This is a genomic window from Solibacillus sp. FSL W8-0474 (genome assembly GCF_038004065.1).
In the GTDB taxonomy this organism is placed as follows: Bacteria; Bacillota; Bacilli; order Bacillales_A; family Planococcaceae; genus Solibacillus; species Solibacillus faecavium.
This window is the reverse complement of the sequence record NZ_JBBOQJ010000001.1, coordinates 1,621,781-1,636,983: the sequence shown is the minus strand read 5'-3', so window position 1 is coordinate 1,636,983 and position 15,203 is coordinate 1,621,781. Positions and strand designations below refer to the sequence as shown.

Genomic DNA, 15,203 nt, shown 5'->3' with positions numbered 1-15,203 from the left:
CTTTACATTAAATAGAGTGGGGGAAAAAATCCCCCTTCTATCAAATATTTTGATCTACAATTTTTTGAGAGTCTTCAGCTGCTTTTACCGGATCCGTTCCATTTAATACAGCTTGTATTGAAGCAATAACAGCTTTTTCTACATCAGCATTCGGAATTAAATAACGTGGTTGGAAGCGGGTATTTTTTTCAAACCATTCTTCTGCTGATTTTAATTCTTCAGATGTATACTCAACATCGTTAACTGTTACGTGCTGACTTGTTTTGTTTGCATATTCCTCGGCGTTTTCTTTTTCAGATAAGAAAGATACAAACTTTTTAGCTGCTTCTTTTTTACTCGATTTCGCATTTACTGCAAGCATGAATGTAGTTGTATGAATCCCTTCCCACACAGCTTCACTTTCTGAAACTGTAATTGGTGCAAGTAAACCTAATTCAATATCTGGATTAATCTCTTTAATGCCGGCTACTGCAAATGAACCAGTTGCAAGCATAGCTGCATCACCGTTTGCAATCATGGCAATAGCACCTGGATGATTTGTTCCTAGAGCACCATTTCCTAAATAGCCTTTGTCGTTTAACTCTTTAAATTGTGTAAGTGTTTTTACCCACCATTCATCTGTAAGCTTAGCTTCCCCAGCTATTAGCTTGTCAAAAATATCTTCTTCAGGAGCATTGTTCATCATCATAGAATTCATGAACTGTCCCGGACCAATATCTGCACCTGGGAAGGCAATCGGAGTATGTCCTGCATCGGCTATCGCTTGGCAAAGGGCTAAAAATTCTTCCCAGCTTTTAGGGTTTGGATCTAATCCTAATTCTTCAAATAATGTAGCGTTGTATACAGGCTGATTAAATACAAGTTGCAATGGTACTGCATATTGCTTGTCATCTGCCTGACCAGCCAAAATTAATCGTTCATTATAGTTTTCAAGAAAATCTTCATTGGATAAATCCTCAAATAAACCTGCCTGTTTAATGATCTCAAAATGAGAACCCGGGTAGCTTGTAAAGACATCCCCTGTTGAGCCGTCACGTAATAACGTTTGCGCTGTAGATTGATATTGTTCTGATGGATAAATTGTCATGTCGACTTCAATGTCTTGATTTTGTTCTTCGAAATCAGCTATTAAACTATCAAAAGCCGCTTTATCTTCGCCTCGCCAATGAATGAAGCTAATTTTCGTTTTACCATCGCCTGTTCCACTATCAGAATTACTACTTGTACTTCCTACACAACCAGATAAAACAACTGACAATATTAAAATACTAATTAAAAACATCCTTTTCATACTTGAAGTCCCCCTTCTTCTTCCATTATTCAATTAAAATTTACATGACAACAAAATCGGTTAACTATGTAACATGCAGTTATTAGCTATCTTTTTAATGTCCGTTTAAGAACTTATTAAATGACTGCATAATAAAAAGAATATTATTTATTTAGCTCTCACTCCTACTCTTTATTTATTATTTTTTAGCTTACTAATGGTGGTTGTAACAGGATTGCACTTAAAATTGGAGATGTTACACATGGGGAAATTTACTGGTTGAGACAAAACCAATAATTTTATATACCACTATAAAAAGTTAAGTAAACCTATTTTTGTAATATTTTTTGATTAATTAAAAATTACGATATTGATATGTTTTGGAACATGGACTATTAATCATTATTTCCAATATTGATAAACAAAATTTTCTGAATTTTATTGCAATTAAAAATTTAATATATTACAATAACTAGAATTCAATAGAAAGCTGAGGTCACATCATTATGGGAGTTTTACAGAAAATAGGTAAGTTTGCGGGGAATACATTTGCTCTTTGGGTACTGGTTGCAGCTGGTTTAGCCATTTGGATACCAGAATATTTCACTTGGATCGGCAGTTATATCACAATCTTACTTGGAATTGTGATGTTTGGTATGGGGATGACGTTAAAAATAGATGATTTTAAATTGATTCTTCAGCACCCTAAAGGCGTCATTATCGGGATTGTTTCACAATTTGTAATAATGCCGTTGCTAGCATTTGCATTAGCCAAAATTTTCAATTTACCACCGGAAATTGCGGTTGGGGTTATATTAGTAGGCTGTTGTCCTGGAGGTACTTCCTCTAACGTTATGACATTCCTGGCAAAAGGAAATACAGCATTGTCTGTTACGATTACATCATGTACGACATTACTGGCACCATTTGTAACACCGGCTCTTATTTACTTATTAGCAAGTGAATGGTTACCAGTTTCTTTTATGGCGATGTTTATGTCAGTAATCAAAGTAGTATTAATTCCGATTATTTTAGGAATCATTGCTCAGTTTTTATTTAAACCAATCGTTGAGAAAAGTATCGATATCCTTCCTACCGTATCCGTTGTTGCCATTGTTATGATTGTTGCAGCCGTAGTAAGCGGAAGCCGGGATAAAATTTTGGAAACAGGATTAATTATTTTTGCAATCGTAATATTACATAATGGGTTAGGGTACTTATTTGGATTCTTAGTAGCAAAACTATTTAAACTTCAGTACGATGATCAAAAAGCTGTCTCAATTGAAGTCGGTATGCAAAATTCAGGCTTAGGCGCACAATTAGCAATGGCCCACTTCGATCCAGTATCAGCCGTTCCGAGTGCCATCTTCAGTTTCTGGCACAATATTTCCGGACCAATTCTTGCGACGTATTGGGGTTCAAAGGCGGATAAAATAGCTAAAAATAGATAGATACTCGAGCTAAAAAAACTTGAAGAGAGCTTGGGACAAAACGAAAAACATCTATTTTTTCAAAGAAAAAATAGATGTTTTTCTGCTTCTGCCAGAATTGATTTCCGTTACGGGGACGCTTTCCGGGGGCACGGCCTGAGCCTGTAGTCTCAGGCGTCGGTGCTCCTGCGGTTACTCGTCGCAAAATAAATTTTGCTGTCCCCCCAGGAGTCGCCCCTTCACTCCAATCAATTCATATAATATCAATTTCTTAATAAGACTATTTTCCTTTTACAAAGAAATTTCTACTTATGTCCCAGCCTGTTTTTTATTTCGGTAATTTCAAGAGAGTCTCATGAATATTACAAAGCCTTATCCGCATACAATCATACACTGCCACACTCAAATTTATATTGCACTAACTTAACTTCCTTCCCAATATAGATTTCACTTCCATTGCTGCTTTCTTCCGTAAATCCTAACTTCTCCATCATTTTTCTTGAACGATGATTTGTTTCGTGTGTCTCACCATAAAATATAGTAATTCCTAATTGTTCAGTTGCATAATTTATTAATTTTTTTACCGTCTGTGTACCAATTCCAACATTCCATAGGTTACTTTCTCCAATAGCAATGCCTATTTCAGCACTATTATTCGTTATCTCTGCTAAATCTGCATAACCAATCAACTTATTATTATATTCTATTCCAAGACGAATAAACTCCTTTTGTTGATTTATTACACAATGTTCCCACCATCGAAGTAATTCAATAGGATCTCTATTTTTCTGCCAGCCATTTGCTTCACAAAAACGTTCATCCTTACTCCAGATTAATACAGTATGAAAATCCTCTAGTTTTAACTGCCTAAAATAAATTTCATTTGGATTAAAAACCATTATTTCACCTCAAAATTATTCTTTTTGTCGTAACGAATCGTATGCATTCATGGAAAATACTTACAATAGCCCATTCATTTTAGAATAGCATAGGGTATACTGTTTCTGTAATAATTAGATTCATCACCATAAGTTGGGGATGACAAAATTAAAAAATAAGGTTTTCTAATGAATTGCGTTCTGCTGCGCTACGGGGAAAACGCGTTAAGCAAGTTTTTGGACGGCTCACCCTTCGCTCCACGTCACTCTGCTTTGGCATAAAGTGAATATCTGCAAAAATAAAGATTATAAAACATAACATTTCCGCTCTCTGTCGCCTCGCGATAGCGCAAGCGGCATGAATGGGTGTTTTTTAATTCACTTTATAACGAGGGCAAAATTTTTGGATTGGTGGGCCTCTCAAACGGCAATAAAGGCAGTGATAAAGACACGTATCACGTGGTTTGAGCGCTGTCTTGCCGTAACCCACCAATCAAGAGGAATTTTATTAGATTTACTATCTTAAAGGATCTAGTTAGGAGAATTAAATGAAAAAATTATTACTGATACTTGTCATAGTTGGTGTTATACAAATAACGAGTACGCTTTACTATGATGCAAAGATGCTGGATGAGCCGATTCCTGTGGCCGGTACGATTGATTTTGCAAACAAAACGATTAAATTTTCATATATAACGAATTCAATAGATCCGCATGAATTTCAATCGATAGAATTTAACGGGCACCATTATTATCCGGAACAGCCATTTTCGATGTTTAACCCGCAGCCACAGACTACGCTTGAAACATATGTTAAATATACTTATTACAGTATGATTTCACCGGTTATATGGCTAAATGACAATGAAGATTTAACTCCTTTAGATGGTGTTACAAAAGGGACAATTCATTTTAAGGATAGAATGACAACACCGATCTCACTTACAACTTATGAGTATGAGGAGATCCCGCAGCTAGAGTTCTTATCTAGTTCTGTCGGGACAGATGGCACATCCGGTTTTTATAAAGTATTAGAACCTTTTACGTTAAAACAAGTAAATGTCGTAGACAATCGGGTTGACCTGCTAAATTTCAAAATAAATGGTAAGGATGTACAGCTTCCACTAACTGTCCCACTTCAAATAAACAACGAAGATAAACTATATATTGAGACGACAGACGGCGAGGCACAATATGAAATGGAACTGTTTAAACTGGAACTACATATTGTGGATAATGCAGAAAAAGATAAGATTTTGACATTAACCCAATTTTTAAATACGAGACCAAGTGAGGACTGGGTAAACAGTATAGTGAAGGAGCGTGGCGAGCTATGAACTTTCACAAACTTATTATAATCGGGGTTTTGTTTCAGTTTTTTGACATCAATTTTGGCAATTTTGATATTTTTCCGGATTTTATCGGCTTCATTATTATTGTTTATGCGTTTTCAAAAGTGGAGGCCCAGTATGCCAAACTAGGTAATCTCTGTGCTACGGTACTTGCCGTAACGTCATTAATGGGAATATGGCTGCCTGAGATGTTCGTGCCATCTGCAAATTTAGCGCTTCAAATCGTTGCTATATTAAATGGACTTCTTACAATTCTCTATCTTGCCTGTATTTTTTCTGTATCAAATGAAATTTTACGTGGTGAAGAGAGTATGTTCCCGACGCTCTATATTAACTTACAATTAATCTTTCTGCTGTTTAGTTCTGTCGGCATGCACTTTCCAGTGGAAGTTTACGAGATCCTTGGCCTTTCAAGTGCTGCATTGTTATTTGTCTTCTATATTTATTTCATTATATTTTTATGGAAGCGTAAAAATAAGGAATACGCACTTTTGGATGAGGTAATATAGTTTAGAACTATTGAAAACAGGCTTTCCCAGCTGCGTGGTTCTAAAGCTTTGTAGATTGAAATGCGTAGTCAGATAAATAGAGGAATGAATTTCCGTTATTTTTAAAAAAACTTAAAAAACAATAAAAATAAAGGAAGAAATTTCCGTTATTGACCTAAAAAAGATGAAATTACACGGTTTTATTTAAAATAACGGTAAAACGTTCCCTTATTTATCCTAAAATTGAGCTCCATCATTCAAATAACGGTAAAATATACCCTTATTTTGTGTGGGCACTGAAAATAGCGAGCAACTGTATCTAAAAAAGACAAATGCTATTATATACAGCACTTGTCTTTTTTTAATTTATTTTTGATTTGAACAGTCACTCATTAATAGTTTCTAATCTCATATTCGTTCATTTTATGAGCTAAACGAATAGTTGCTTGTGCTAATTGCGCATACGTTACTTCACTATTTGGCTTTAACTGATTATTTTCCGCCTCAAGTAGTCCTAATCCATGAGCTAATGCTACATGGCCACGTAGTTCCTGGCTAACTTGTGCTGCATCACTGTATTTCAGTTCATATATATCGCTAAGCTGCGCTGGTTTATCAAGCTTCAACATACCGATTACCCATTTTGCCAGTTCCTGATTTGAAAGAGTTCCAGTCGGATTAAACGTTTTAGAAGACGTATCAAGCATCCCCATACTTAAGGCATGTGTTACAAATGAATATAATGGATGATCAGACGTTATATCGTTAAACGATTGATTTGACGTTTCATATTCATTATATCTAGAGCTGTAATACATATAGGTTACAGATTTCAGTAATACTTTTAACGCTTCCTCTTTAGTAACGGATGCATCTGGATTAAATGTTCCATCTACCTCTAAAATCCCTGCATGAATTAAATAATTTAATTCCTCTGCAGCTGTTGGATGCTTGATTTTCGGCTTGTTTGAACTAGCCATACCATAAACATCTAACCATTCCCCTGTTTTTGCATCAATGGTAGCAGACGAACCTTCTTTGAAGACCGGTTGATATGCTAAGCTATAATGCTGATCATTTTCCACATTTGAATGATTTACATATTGCAGCTTCAGTTTCAACTCATTTTTCAACAGCTTTGTTGCTTCCTGCTCTGTTAAAACTTCTGTTGCGGCAGGCCACTCTACATCATCAAATCCGTTTACACGCAAGCTTACTAAAGCGCCTGTTTTGGCATCGACATTAACTGAGATATTATCACCTACAACCATTAACCCATTTACAATACGTGGGAACGTAAAATAATAACTATCATTATAACTTTCGTGCTGTCCCTCATCTACTGGTAATGCATACTGGTGAGCATAAGATGGTACCCATTCTTTCACATATGCAATCGCCTTATCTAATGTCTGTTGCTTCGTGAATTTTACTTCCGTATCATTATCTTCATCTTCTAATTCAAGGCTATTTTTGATATCACTATAATTAATTACCTCTCCTGTAGCTTTATCAATTGTAAGTGTAGTGCCTGTCCCACTGTTTCTATAGTGATACATATAATGAATGCTATATACTTCCTTACCAGCCTCTGTTATTTCTTCAACTGACTCAACCGTTAATTTAACACCTTTTTGATCTGTTGCGAGCAACTTTTGCGCCATCGCCTGCGCCTGTTCTGATGTTAAGTTCGGCTGTTTTGCTGCTAATGGTGCCGTCACAATTGGTGTAATCGCTTGAGCTGATAACGTTGAGGATAGCCCATCCGTTGTAAGCCATTCTCCACTTTGAGCATGTACACCTGAAACCACCTGGCTATTCGGTTGATAAACTAGCTTTACTTTGTAATCACCTGTAGAATAATCTGTGACAATTTTATATGACAACTGTGCCTTTAATGCATCCTGTAAACGGTTGGCAATGACCGATTCACTTTGTTTTTTGGAAGGATCATCAAACGTAAAATTATTTTTTTCACTTGTTGTTCTATAAAAAGAGGATACTGTGCCATCTCCTAATACCCTAATATTGATCGATTGGTCTAAAATCGGAATACCTGATTTTTTCTTTGCATACATAAACGAGTATTGAACGGGTTCAGTCAAAATAGAAGATGAATAATAATCATATTCATTTGGTACTAGTTCATACCCTTCACCTTCATTGAACTTTTCAAGAAACGTATTCGCTACTTTTTGCGCTTCCTCTTTAGAATACTTCGCTGGGAATAATACATCCTTAGAGTTTACTGGTTGATAATAAAATTGTTCTAACTCTAATGCTTCTCCTACAAAAGTAAAATATCCACTCACATGTTGATTATCAATTTGCTTCATAAAGCGAAGTTCATAACGCAACGTGGAATCTTTAGGATGTGAGAAACCCGATCCCATACGAAAATCTTTTTCGGTTACATTCGGAAACTCATTTGGAAATAATTCTCGAAAACGCTTCATTAAATCCTCTTTTGTTACCGTTGTATTCATTTGTGCGACTTGAATTGGCAATGTATCCATACGTTCATTTCCTAACGTTGAAGCGCTTGCCATTGGTGCTAATAAACCTACAGATAGCGCTGTTGCAGATAACATTGCTCCTGCCTTTTTAAAAGTTACCATTCTTCATCCCCCTATCTCTTTGCGTAAACATTTGTTTACACTTACATTATACTTTACAAACAACTATAAAGTTTCAGATATTCAATTATTTACCAATAAAAAGTGTAGTTTCTATTTTAGAGATGAAGACAAATAAAAAGACACCGAGTGATATTAAACTCGATGCCTTAAATTATTATTTATACTATTATTCAGCTACTGCTGTCTTTTCTTTATCCTTTTCACTTTCTGTGATATAAAGGGCACATGTTAAATCGCCAAAACAGTTGACCATTGTACGTGTCATATCCAGTAAGCGGTCAATACCAATAATTAATGCAATACCTTCTACCGGTAAACCTACTGATTCCAATACCATCGCAAGCATGATCATACCTGCACCTGGAACTGCTGCTGTACCGATAGATGCTAATACGGCTGTCATAACAACAATTATCATTTGAGAAAACGATAAGTCGATCCCATACACTTGTGCAATGAAAATCGTTGCAACACCTTGCATGATAGCTGTACCGTCCATATTGATTGTGGCACCAAGTGGCTGTACGAAACTACTAATCCCTTTTGGTACATTTAATTTATTTTGTGCAATTTCCATCGAAATAGGTAGTGTAGCACTACTGCTTGATGTACTAAATGCAACAGTCATTGCAGGAAGATAAGCTTTAATAACATCGATTGGATTACGTTTTGCTAATACTTTTAACGCACTTCCATAAATCAGTAAGAAATGTATAAATAAAGCCAATAATACGACCATCATATACCAGAACATCGCCTGTAATGCATCAAACCCTTGCTTACCTACCGCTGATGCAATCAATCCAAACGTTCCGTACGGTGCAAATTTCATAACTAATGTTACAAGGAACATCATAAGGTCATTTCCCTGTTCCATAAAGCGTTTTACTAAATCTACTTTTGAAGCTAAATAACTTATACCTAATCCAATAAAGATCGCAAAGAATATAATTTGCAGCATATCGCCACTTGCCATTGCATCAATCGGGTTCGCCGGAATAATTCCAAGCAACGTTTCAGATACAGGTGGTGCTTCTGCAGCCTCATAGCTTGCTTCCTGTACATCGAATTGACCTTTATTACCTGGTTGGAAAATCACCGCTAAAGCAATACCAATTGTAATAGCAATAGCTGTCGTTGTTAAGAAGAACAGCATCGCTTTACTTCCCATTCGACCTAATGCTTTCGGATCACCTATATTTGCAACCCCTACTACAATGGAGAAAAACACTAACGGTACGATAAGCATTTTAATTAAGTTTAAAAAGATCGTCCCTAATGGTGTGAAGAAAAATCGGTCTGCTTCAGTAAAGAATGAAGGCGCTGCAAGGTTTAATCCTATACCTACAATTGCCCCTAACCCTAACGCCCATAAAATTTTCGTTGCTAGTTTCATAAACTCACTTCCTCTTACTTAGATAATTTTTACGTATTTTAGAATAATAGATACTTATTGTAGAACAGAATTGAAATCCGAACCACAAAACTAGCTTTTTCTGTTTGATTTTTGACATTATTCTAAAAAAAATAAAGCATGACCTACAATTTTTATTAAAAATAAAATTTCACTTGAGTATTAGGAAGCCAACATTTTAGTATAAATCTCTTAAGCTGTTTTTGGTTTGCCGAACTCAACTTTCCTATCTCTTTACCCAAATTATTCATAAAAATAAAACTACTATGAAAAAAACTTTTTATTGGGGTTCATCAACATGAGTTTGGGGATGACAAATTTGAATAAATTTGGGGGCTTGGCACAAGGATTTGGGGTTTTTCCCACTCGAAGTTGGACGGCCCCGAGTGTAATGAGATAAATAGAGGAATGAATTTCCCTTATTTCGAAAATAAAATAAAAAATAGTAAAAATAAGGGAAGAAATTTCCGTTATTAACCTAAAAAACGTGATATTTCAGGTTTTTATTTAAAATAGCGGTAAAACGTTCCCTTATTTATCCTAAAAATGAGCTACATCATTCAATTAACGGTAAAATCTCCCCTTATTTTAGAATGGAATAACCTAAATTCAAAAATAATCAAAAAAGATGTCCCTTACTTCTTTCATTTTTGACATATGTATGATGAAGGGAGATGCAAATAATGGTATTCGAATATTTAAAAACATATCAAACATTTAACTCAATTAAAGAAATGGACGAGGCAGTAGCGGCTCACCTAGCTGAACATGAATTAACCGAAAGTGAGCGCAATGTCATTTTACGTATTGCACAGTCTGCACTTGCCTATCCTGGCGCCGCGCATTTAAAGGCAAAAACAATTGCCGATAGTATCGGGATTAGCACGAAAACAGTGTATCGTGCTGTAAAAAAAGCAGCAGATCTTGGGATTTTATGTGTCGTAGCAAGCACGAAACTAAATGGAATTAAAGGAGCTAACATTTATAAAATTTTACATGTCCCATCGGAAATGTCCGATCGGGTCTCAGCTAAAGAAGTGCATGAAATTGAGGATAGCGAAGATTTTTCGTGTAACGAAACTATTTCTTTTAATCTTTTTAAAACAAGCTCTTTAAAAGAAATATATAATAATACGCTCACACAGATGAATGAATGGCAAAAAACATTGTATGAGTTTTTAATGAGCCTGCCGTTAAATGATGAATTAAAGGACGGGCTACGATCAGCTATTTTAGCAACACCGATTCAAAATATGCGGGAGTTTACGATTGCGAAAGATGCAATGTGGCGAATAATTCAAGACATTCATGATGGGAAATTAACTATTCGAACAACTTTACGTGCAATTTATAAAGGAGCGTATGACAAGGCAGTAGCACGCCCTGTTTTACCGGAGAGCAAAGAGCAGCAACAATATCCAAAAACAAGACCTGTCCCTTTTTATGACTGGCTGACAGAGCGTTGAAAGAAAACCTCTTCAACTATTCATTTTCGAAGTACAATAAGATAAGAGTCCTTCTTCATACGCTTAAAATTACCTGTCAACGCGTTTTTTCTACCTGTTACTGGCAAAATCAAGTATATAAAAATTCCAATGCTACAATGAAATCATGAAAGGAGCAGTGTATGAAAATCCACTTACATATTGAAAATGACCGCACAGAAATCGAAGTTCATATCCATGCACCAAAATTTGATGAAACAGTCGAACAATTAATGAAAAAAATTAATAGCTCAACACCTGAAAGTATTGCCGGCTATTCCAATGGAGACATTCATTTACTAAAATCTCGTGAAATTTATTCGATTTTTACCGAAAATGGAAAAGTATTTTTACAAACAGATGAAGAAGAATTTGAAGCAAAGAATAAACTTTATGAATTAGAAGAACGTTTTCATTCTAGCTTTATCCGAGTCAATAAATCCATGCTCGTAAACATCGATAAAATTGTTTCCATCCAATCAAAAGTGCTTGGCAACCCCCAAGTCATTTTAGCAAATGAAACAGTTGTTCCTGTCAGCCGTAATTATTTCAAACTACTAAAGGAAGCGCTCGGGTTAGGAGGTGCTGGCAAGTGAAAAACTTTTTAATTAGCTGCTTTGTCAGTGTTTTTATGTCTTATTTCATCATCGCACTCATTACGTACAATGACACATCCATAACCTGGTCTGGTGCAGAGTTGTTAAATCAATTTTTATTAGCCCTTTCATTAGGGGTCATCATTGGTTGTGCAAACAGTTTATTTTTAATTAAACATTGGCCTTATATAGCGGTTTTAACACTTCATTATGGGATAGTTCTATGCTCTGTATTTACAGTCGGACTTTTTGGAAATTGGTTTTCTTTTGATGAACCGTCTACATTCATCCTTTTATTTATTCAGTCAACGGTCATTTATATTATCGTTTGGTGCTTTATTTTCTTTTCGATTAAACGCGATATTAAACGAATGAATGATGTTTTAAAACAAAATCGAGGTGAATAACATTGACTTATGCCATTGAAGTCTCGGACTTAAAAAAGCATTTTGGTTCGATCGAAGCGGTTAAAGGGATTGATTTCCAAGTAAAAAAAGGCTCTTTATTCGCATTTTTAGGTAGTAACGGAGCCGGTAAATCGACGACGATTGAAATATTATGTACATTGCTTGAAAAAACTAGCGGGGATGTAACGATTAATGGGCACCGACTTGGAACGATGAAGGATAATGATCGGATCAGGCAATCAATTGGGATTGTTTTTCAGCAAAGCCTGCTTGATAAAGAACTGACTGTGAAGGAAAATATTATCCATCGTGGTCGCTTTTATCAATTAACGAAAGCACAGTTAATAGAGAATTATCGTTTCGTTTGGCAATATTTAAAGCTTGGTGAAATAGAGAATAAAAAATATGGCCAATTGTCTGGTGGCCAGCGTAGACGAGCCGATATTGCCCGCGCAATAATCCATAAGCCTCCGATTTTATTTCTAGACGAACCGACTACTGGACTCGATCCTCACACCCGAAAATTCGTATGGGAAACGGTTGAACGACTAAGGAAAGAGATTGGTATGACGATATTTTTAACAACCCATTACATGGAGGAAGCAACAAATGCGGATCAAATAGTTGTCATTAAAAAAGGGGAAATTGTCGCTCAAGGCACACCAAATGAATTGAAAGAACGCTTTGCATCTGATCAACTGGTGCTTTCCTTTAAAAAAGAGACGGATATTGAACTTATTTCCGAAAAAATTGGCTGTGAAATGGTGCAATTCGGTGATGTTTATAAAGTGAATATCCCCTCTACTTTACATGCGATTCCGATTATCGAACGGATTCAACCTTCCCTTGCATCATTTGAGGTGATTAAAGGCTCGATTGATCAAGTATTTATTCAGATTAATGAGGAAGTAGGTGACATGAATGCTTCTTAGTTTAGTCAGCCGAAATAACAAAGTATTCCTCAGAAATAAATTGCTCGTTTTCTTCTCTTTGCTTTCGGTACTTATTTTAATTGGTCTTTACGCTATTTTTTTGCAGAATCTTCAGGTTAACTCCATCGCGGAATATGTTGCTGTCACACCTGAAATTGAAGTACTAGTCAGTGAATGGATGGTCGCTGGACTTTTATCAATAATCGCCATGTCGGCAACTCTCGGGGTATTTGGGATTTATATAAAAGATTTAGAGTCAAAAACGACAGCAGATTTTTTAGTAACTGCTGCTTCGCGATATAAAATACAGTTAAGCTATGTAATCAGTTCTTTTATTATTGGGTTTTCCATGACTTTTATCGGATTTATTTGCTGTGAAATTTTCATCGTTTCCATTGGCGGTGAATGGCTTTCTCCCATCGCAATGTTAAAAGCAATCGGTATTTTAATTTTAGCGGTGGTCATGAGTAGTATGATCAATTTATTTATCGTGTTATTTATTAATACGGAAACGGCATTTTCTACAGTGAGCACAATTAGTGGAACATTATTAGGGTTTCTATGCGGTATATACGTTCCGATGGCAGTATTACCAAGTGCCGTCCAATCTGTCATCCACCTCTTCCCGGTAAGCCATATAACTGTATTACTACGCGATGTATTTACTGCACAATCCGTTGAAAAAGTATTTGCCGGAAATGACGTTTATGCTAGAACGTACAAAGTTGATTATGGTGTCATGTATGAAATAAACGGCTCCATTCTTTCAAGTATGATGAGTTTACTATTTGTACTTACTACGATTATTGTGCTTGGTACTTTGTCCACCTTATTGTTTAGAAGGAAGTATAAATAGCAAAAAAAGAGTATTGCACCCTTCTCCGCAATACTCTTTTGAATATCCTTTTTAATTTACTTCAACCACTACAACATTAACAACCGGATAACGTTCGTATGCTTCGATGAACTCTTTTTTCTCTTCAACAGATAAATTTAAAGGCTCTGTGTAGGTTGTTGAATCTTCTTCAGACAATGAACCATACATGCCAATTCGGTATTGCCCTTTTTTTGTTATCACATCATTTTCTGCCGCTTTAAAAATTACGCCCCATTCAGACGTTTCCACGAACATTTTTTTAGATACGGCATGATTCTTATCTTGAATTGCTCCTACTAAAAACAACTCCGCTGAATTTTCTGCTCTAAACATAGAAAACTGAACTTTGCCGTTCCCTTCGAAGTTGTTGCCAAAATAAATTTCTCTATCACCCATAAATTGACCGTTTTCATAAACTTCTACAAACATCGTGACACTTTGTTTTTCTTTCAGATCAAATGCTTGTTGAAGATTAAACTCAGCGGCACTCGATAAGATGTCTTCACCTATTTCAGCTTCATCCGAACATCCTACTAGTGGTAGACATAATAATATTACTAGTAATAATCTTTTCATATGTAGCAACACCCCTATAGTAGTTTATAGATTTCTTGAACGCTGTCCTTCTGTAAGTTTTATATGGACATTAGACGAACTTCCACCATCAATATGCTTAGGAATACCTGTCACATCCAATAATTCATTGAATTGAATCGACTCTTTTCTGTTTGCTTCGATTGTCACATGAAATGGTCCGGCAACATTCATCAGAGACTCCATTCTAATTCCGTCCTCGTCATAGAAATGTGAATCTATAAACTCCAGTTGAAAAGATACCGTTTCATTACTCCGATTATGTAGTACAAGACTACATTCCCCATTTAATAAATCCTCACTCATATAATCAAAATTGCAATTGCCGTTACCATCATACTTGATCGCATAAATACCTTCTGCAAATGTTTCTTGGAAAATTGTTATAAGTGCCAATGGTAGTAAGGCAAAAGCCAATATTACCAATACCAATGTTCTAAAATGATACTTTTTCAATCCTACTTGCAATAAAACAAGCGAAATAACGAATAACACTGAAGTGAAAATCCCAAGAAATACATAGCCTTCTTCATTTCGTATAGGAAACGTCATAAATGTTGAACGGGCTTTTATCATTTCGTTATTTGGAAACGGAAAATAAATAGACATACAAATCACTAAAAGAATGAAGGAAATAGCAATTGCTAATTTATTTTTAATCATCCACATTGCCCCCTCGTTATAAAATTAAATACCTATTTTAACACATTAACTACCAGTTATTCCGAATTATTGTTTTAAAATATGTACGGTCAAGAATATCTTTACAAAAATAAGCGGAGTTTTTACCGCTATTTGCAATAGAGCATCAGTTTAGGGCGAAAATAAAAGGAAGTTTTCCC

Annotated in this window: 14 protein-coding genes; 8 read left to right on the top strand and 6 right to left on the bottom strand. The window is 35.6% G+C overall.

Going from position 1 to position 15,203, the window contains the following annotated elements:
• Window positions 1-40: 40 nt before the first annotated feature.
• A complete protein-coding gene (locus NYE67_RS08000) occupies window positions 41-1,291 on the bottom strand; it encodes an ABC transporter substrate-binding protein (protein ID WP_191699222.1) in 1,251 nt (416 codons plus the stop codon).
• Between the two features lie 485 nt (window positions 1,292-1,776).
• Between NYE67_RS08000 and NYE67_RS07995 the strand changes: the two genes are divergently transcribed.
• A complete protein-coding gene (locus NYE67_RS07995) occupies window positions 1,777-2,721 on the top strand; it encodes a bile acid:sodium symporter family protein (RefSeq protein ID WP_340727696.1) in 945 nt (314 codons plus the stop codon).
• A 365-nt stretch (window positions 2,722-3,086) separates the two neighbouring features.
• Here the strand turns inward: NYE67_RS07995 and NYE67_RS07990 are convergent, their stop codons facing one another.
• Window positions 3,087-3,599 (bottom strand): GNAT family N-acetyltransferase, encoded by a 513-nt coding sequence (locus NYE67_RS07990; RefSeq protein ID WP_340727695.1) that lies wholly within the window; start codon window positions 3,597-3,599, stop codon window positions 3,087-3,089.
• Between the two features lie 527 nt (window positions 3,600-4,126).
• Between NYE67_RS07990 and NYE67_RS07985 the strand changes: the two genes are divergently transcribed.
• Together NYE67_RS07985 and NYE67_RS07980 are read left to right on the top strand one after the other, a co-directional pair.
• Window positions 4,127-4,915 (top strand): hypothetical protein, encoded by a 789-nt coding sequence (locus NYE67_RS07985; RefSeq protein ID WP_340727694.1) that lies wholly within the window; start codon window positions 4,127-4,129, stop codon window positions 4,913-4,915.
• On the top strand, window positions 4,912-5,439 hold the full coding sequence (locus NYE67_RS07980) for a hypothetical protein (RefSeq protein ID WP_339216087.1): 528 nt from the start codon (window positions 4,912-4,914) through the stop codon (window positions 5,437-5,439). Before NYE67_RS07985 ends, NYE67_RS07980 begins: the two co-directional genes overlap by 4 nt.
• 371 nt (window positions 5,440-5,810) lie before the next feature.
• On the opposite strand, the gene NYE67_RS07975 is transcribed toward NYE67_RS07980, so the two are convergent.
• Both NYE67_RS07975 and NYE67_RS07970 read right to left on the bottom strand, forming a co-directional pair.
• Window positions 5,811-8,036 carry an S-layer homology domain-containing protein gene (locus NYE67_RS07975; protein WP_339216085.1) on the bottom strand — a complete coding sequence of 742 codons (2,226 nt, stop codon included), beginning with the start codon at window positions 8,034-8,036 and terminating at the stop codon, window positions 5,811-5,813.
• Between the two features lie 187 nt (window positions 8,037-8,223).
• Complete coding sequence (locus tag NYE67_RS07970; protein WP_339216083.1) at window positions 8,224-9,453, bottom strand: dicarboxylate/amino acid:cation symporter; 1,230 nt, start codon at window positions 9,451-9,453, stop codon at window positions 8,224-8,226.
• Between the two features lie 701 nt (window positions 9,454-10,154).
• Here NYE67_RS07970 and NYE67_RS07965 point away from each other — a divergent pair.
• The 5 genes from NYE67_RS07965 to NYE67_RS07945 all read left to right on the top strand — a co-directional run bounded on the left by NYE67_RS07965 (window position 10,155) and on the right by NYE67_RS07945 (window position 13,746).
• Window positions 10,155-10,937 (top strand): helix-turn-helix domain-containing protein, encoded by a 783-nt coding sequence (locus NYE67_RS07965; RefSeq protein WP_339216080.1) that lies wholly within the window; start codon window positions 10,155-10,157, stop codon window positions 10,935-10,937.
• A gap of 161 nt (window positions 10,938-11,098) precedes the next feature.
• Window positions 11,099-11,551 carry a LytTR family DNA-binding domain-containing protein gene (locus NYE67_RS07960; protein WP_340727692.1) on the top strand — a complete coding sequence of 151 codons (453 nt, stop codon included), beginning with the start codon at window positions 11,099-11,101 and terminating at the stop codon, window positions 11,549-11,551.
• On the top strand, window positions 11,548-11,958 hold the full coding sequence (locus NYE67_RS07955; RefSeq protein ID WP_340727691.1) for a DUF3021 domain-containing protein: 411 nt from the start codon (window positions 11,548-11,550) through the stop codon (window positions 11,956-11,958). Before NYE67_RS07960 ends, NYE67_RS07955 begins: the two co-directional genes overlap by 4 nt.
• 2 nt (window positions 11,959-11,960) lie before the next feature.
• Complete coding sequence (locus NYE67_RS07950) at window positions 11,961-12,890, top strand: ABC transporter ATP-binding protein (RefSeq protein ID WP_340727690.1); 930 nt, start codon at window positions 11,961-11,963, stop codon at window positions 12,888-12,890.
• Window positions 12,880-13,746 (top strand): ABC transporter permease, encoded by an 867-nt coding sequence (locus NYE67_RS07945; protein WP_340727689.1) that lies wholly within the window; start codon window positions 12,880-12,882, stop codon window positions 13,744-13,746. The genes NYE67_RS07950 and NYE67_RS07945 overlap by 11 nt, the downstream gene beginning before the upstream one ends.
• A gap of 51 nt (window positions 13,747-13,797) precedes the next feature.
• Here NYE67_RS07945 and NYE67_RS07940 read toward each other — a convergent pair whose 3' ends face one another.
• Together NYE67_RS07940 and NYE67_RS07935 are read right to left on the bottom strand one after the other, a co-directional pair.
• Entirely contained in the window at window positions 13,798-14,343 is a 546-nt protein-coding gene (locus tag NYE67_RS07940; protein WP_340727688.1) for a hypothetical protein, read from the bottom strand.
• Between the two features lie 24 nt (window positions 14,344-14,367).
• Entirely contained in the window at window positions 14,368-15,024 is a 657-nt protein-coding gene (locus NYE67_RS07935) for a hypothetical protein (RefSeq protein ID WP_340729668.1), read from the bottom strand.
• Window positions 15,025-15,203 lie beyond the last annotated feature (179 nt).

Bases quoted from the DNA above. Each gene is read 5' to 3' on its own strand.
- NYE67_RS07995 (WP_340727696.1), top strand. From the start codon at position 1,777: ATGGGAGTTTTACAGAAAATAGGTAAGTTTGCGGGGAATACATTTGCT.
- NYE67_RS07980 (WP_339216087.1), top strand. From the start codon at position 4,912: ATGAACTTTCACAAACTTATTATAATCGGGGTTTTGTTTCAGTTTTTT.
- NYE67_RS07970 (WP_339216083.1), bottom strand. From the start codon at position 9,453: ATGAAACTAGCAACGAAAATTTTATGGGCGTTAGGGTTAGGGGCAATT.
- NYE67_RS07985 (WP_340727694.1), top strand. From the start codon at position 4,127: ATGAAAAAATTATTACTGATACTTGTCATAGTTGGTGTTATACAAATA.
- NYE67_RS08000 (WP_191699222.1), bottom strand. From the start codon at position 1,291: ATGAAAAGGATGTTTTTAATTAGTATTTTAATATTGTCAGTTGTTTTA.
- NYE67_RS07935 (WP_340729668.1), bottom strand. From the start codon at position 15,024: ATGATTAAAAATAAATTAGCAATTGCTATTTCCTTCATTCTTTTAGTG.
- NYE67_RS07965 (WP_339216080.1), top strand. From the start codon at position 10,155: ATGGTATTCGAATATTTAAAAACATATCAAACATTTAACTCAATTAAA.
- NYE67_RS07990 (WP_340727695.1), bottom strand. From the start codon at position 3,599: ATGGTTTTTAATCCAAATGAAATTTATTTTAGGCAGTTAAAACTAGAG.
- NYE67_RS07975 (WP_339216085.1), bottom strand. From the start codon at position 8,036: ATGGTAACTTTTAAAAAGGCAGGAGCAATGTTATCTGCAACAGCGCTA.
- NYE67_RS07940 (WP_340727688.1), bottom strand. From the start codon at position 14,343: ATGAAAAGATTATTACTAGTAATATTATTATGTCTACCACTAGTAGGA.
- NYE67_RS07960 (WP_340727692.1), top strand. From the start codon at position 11,099: ATGAAAATCCACTTACATATTGAAAATGACCGCACAGAAATCGAAGTT.
- NYE67_RS07945 (WP_340727689.1), top strand. From the start codon at position 12,880: ATGCTTCTTAGTTTAGTCAGCCGAAATAACAAAGTATTCCTCAGAAAT.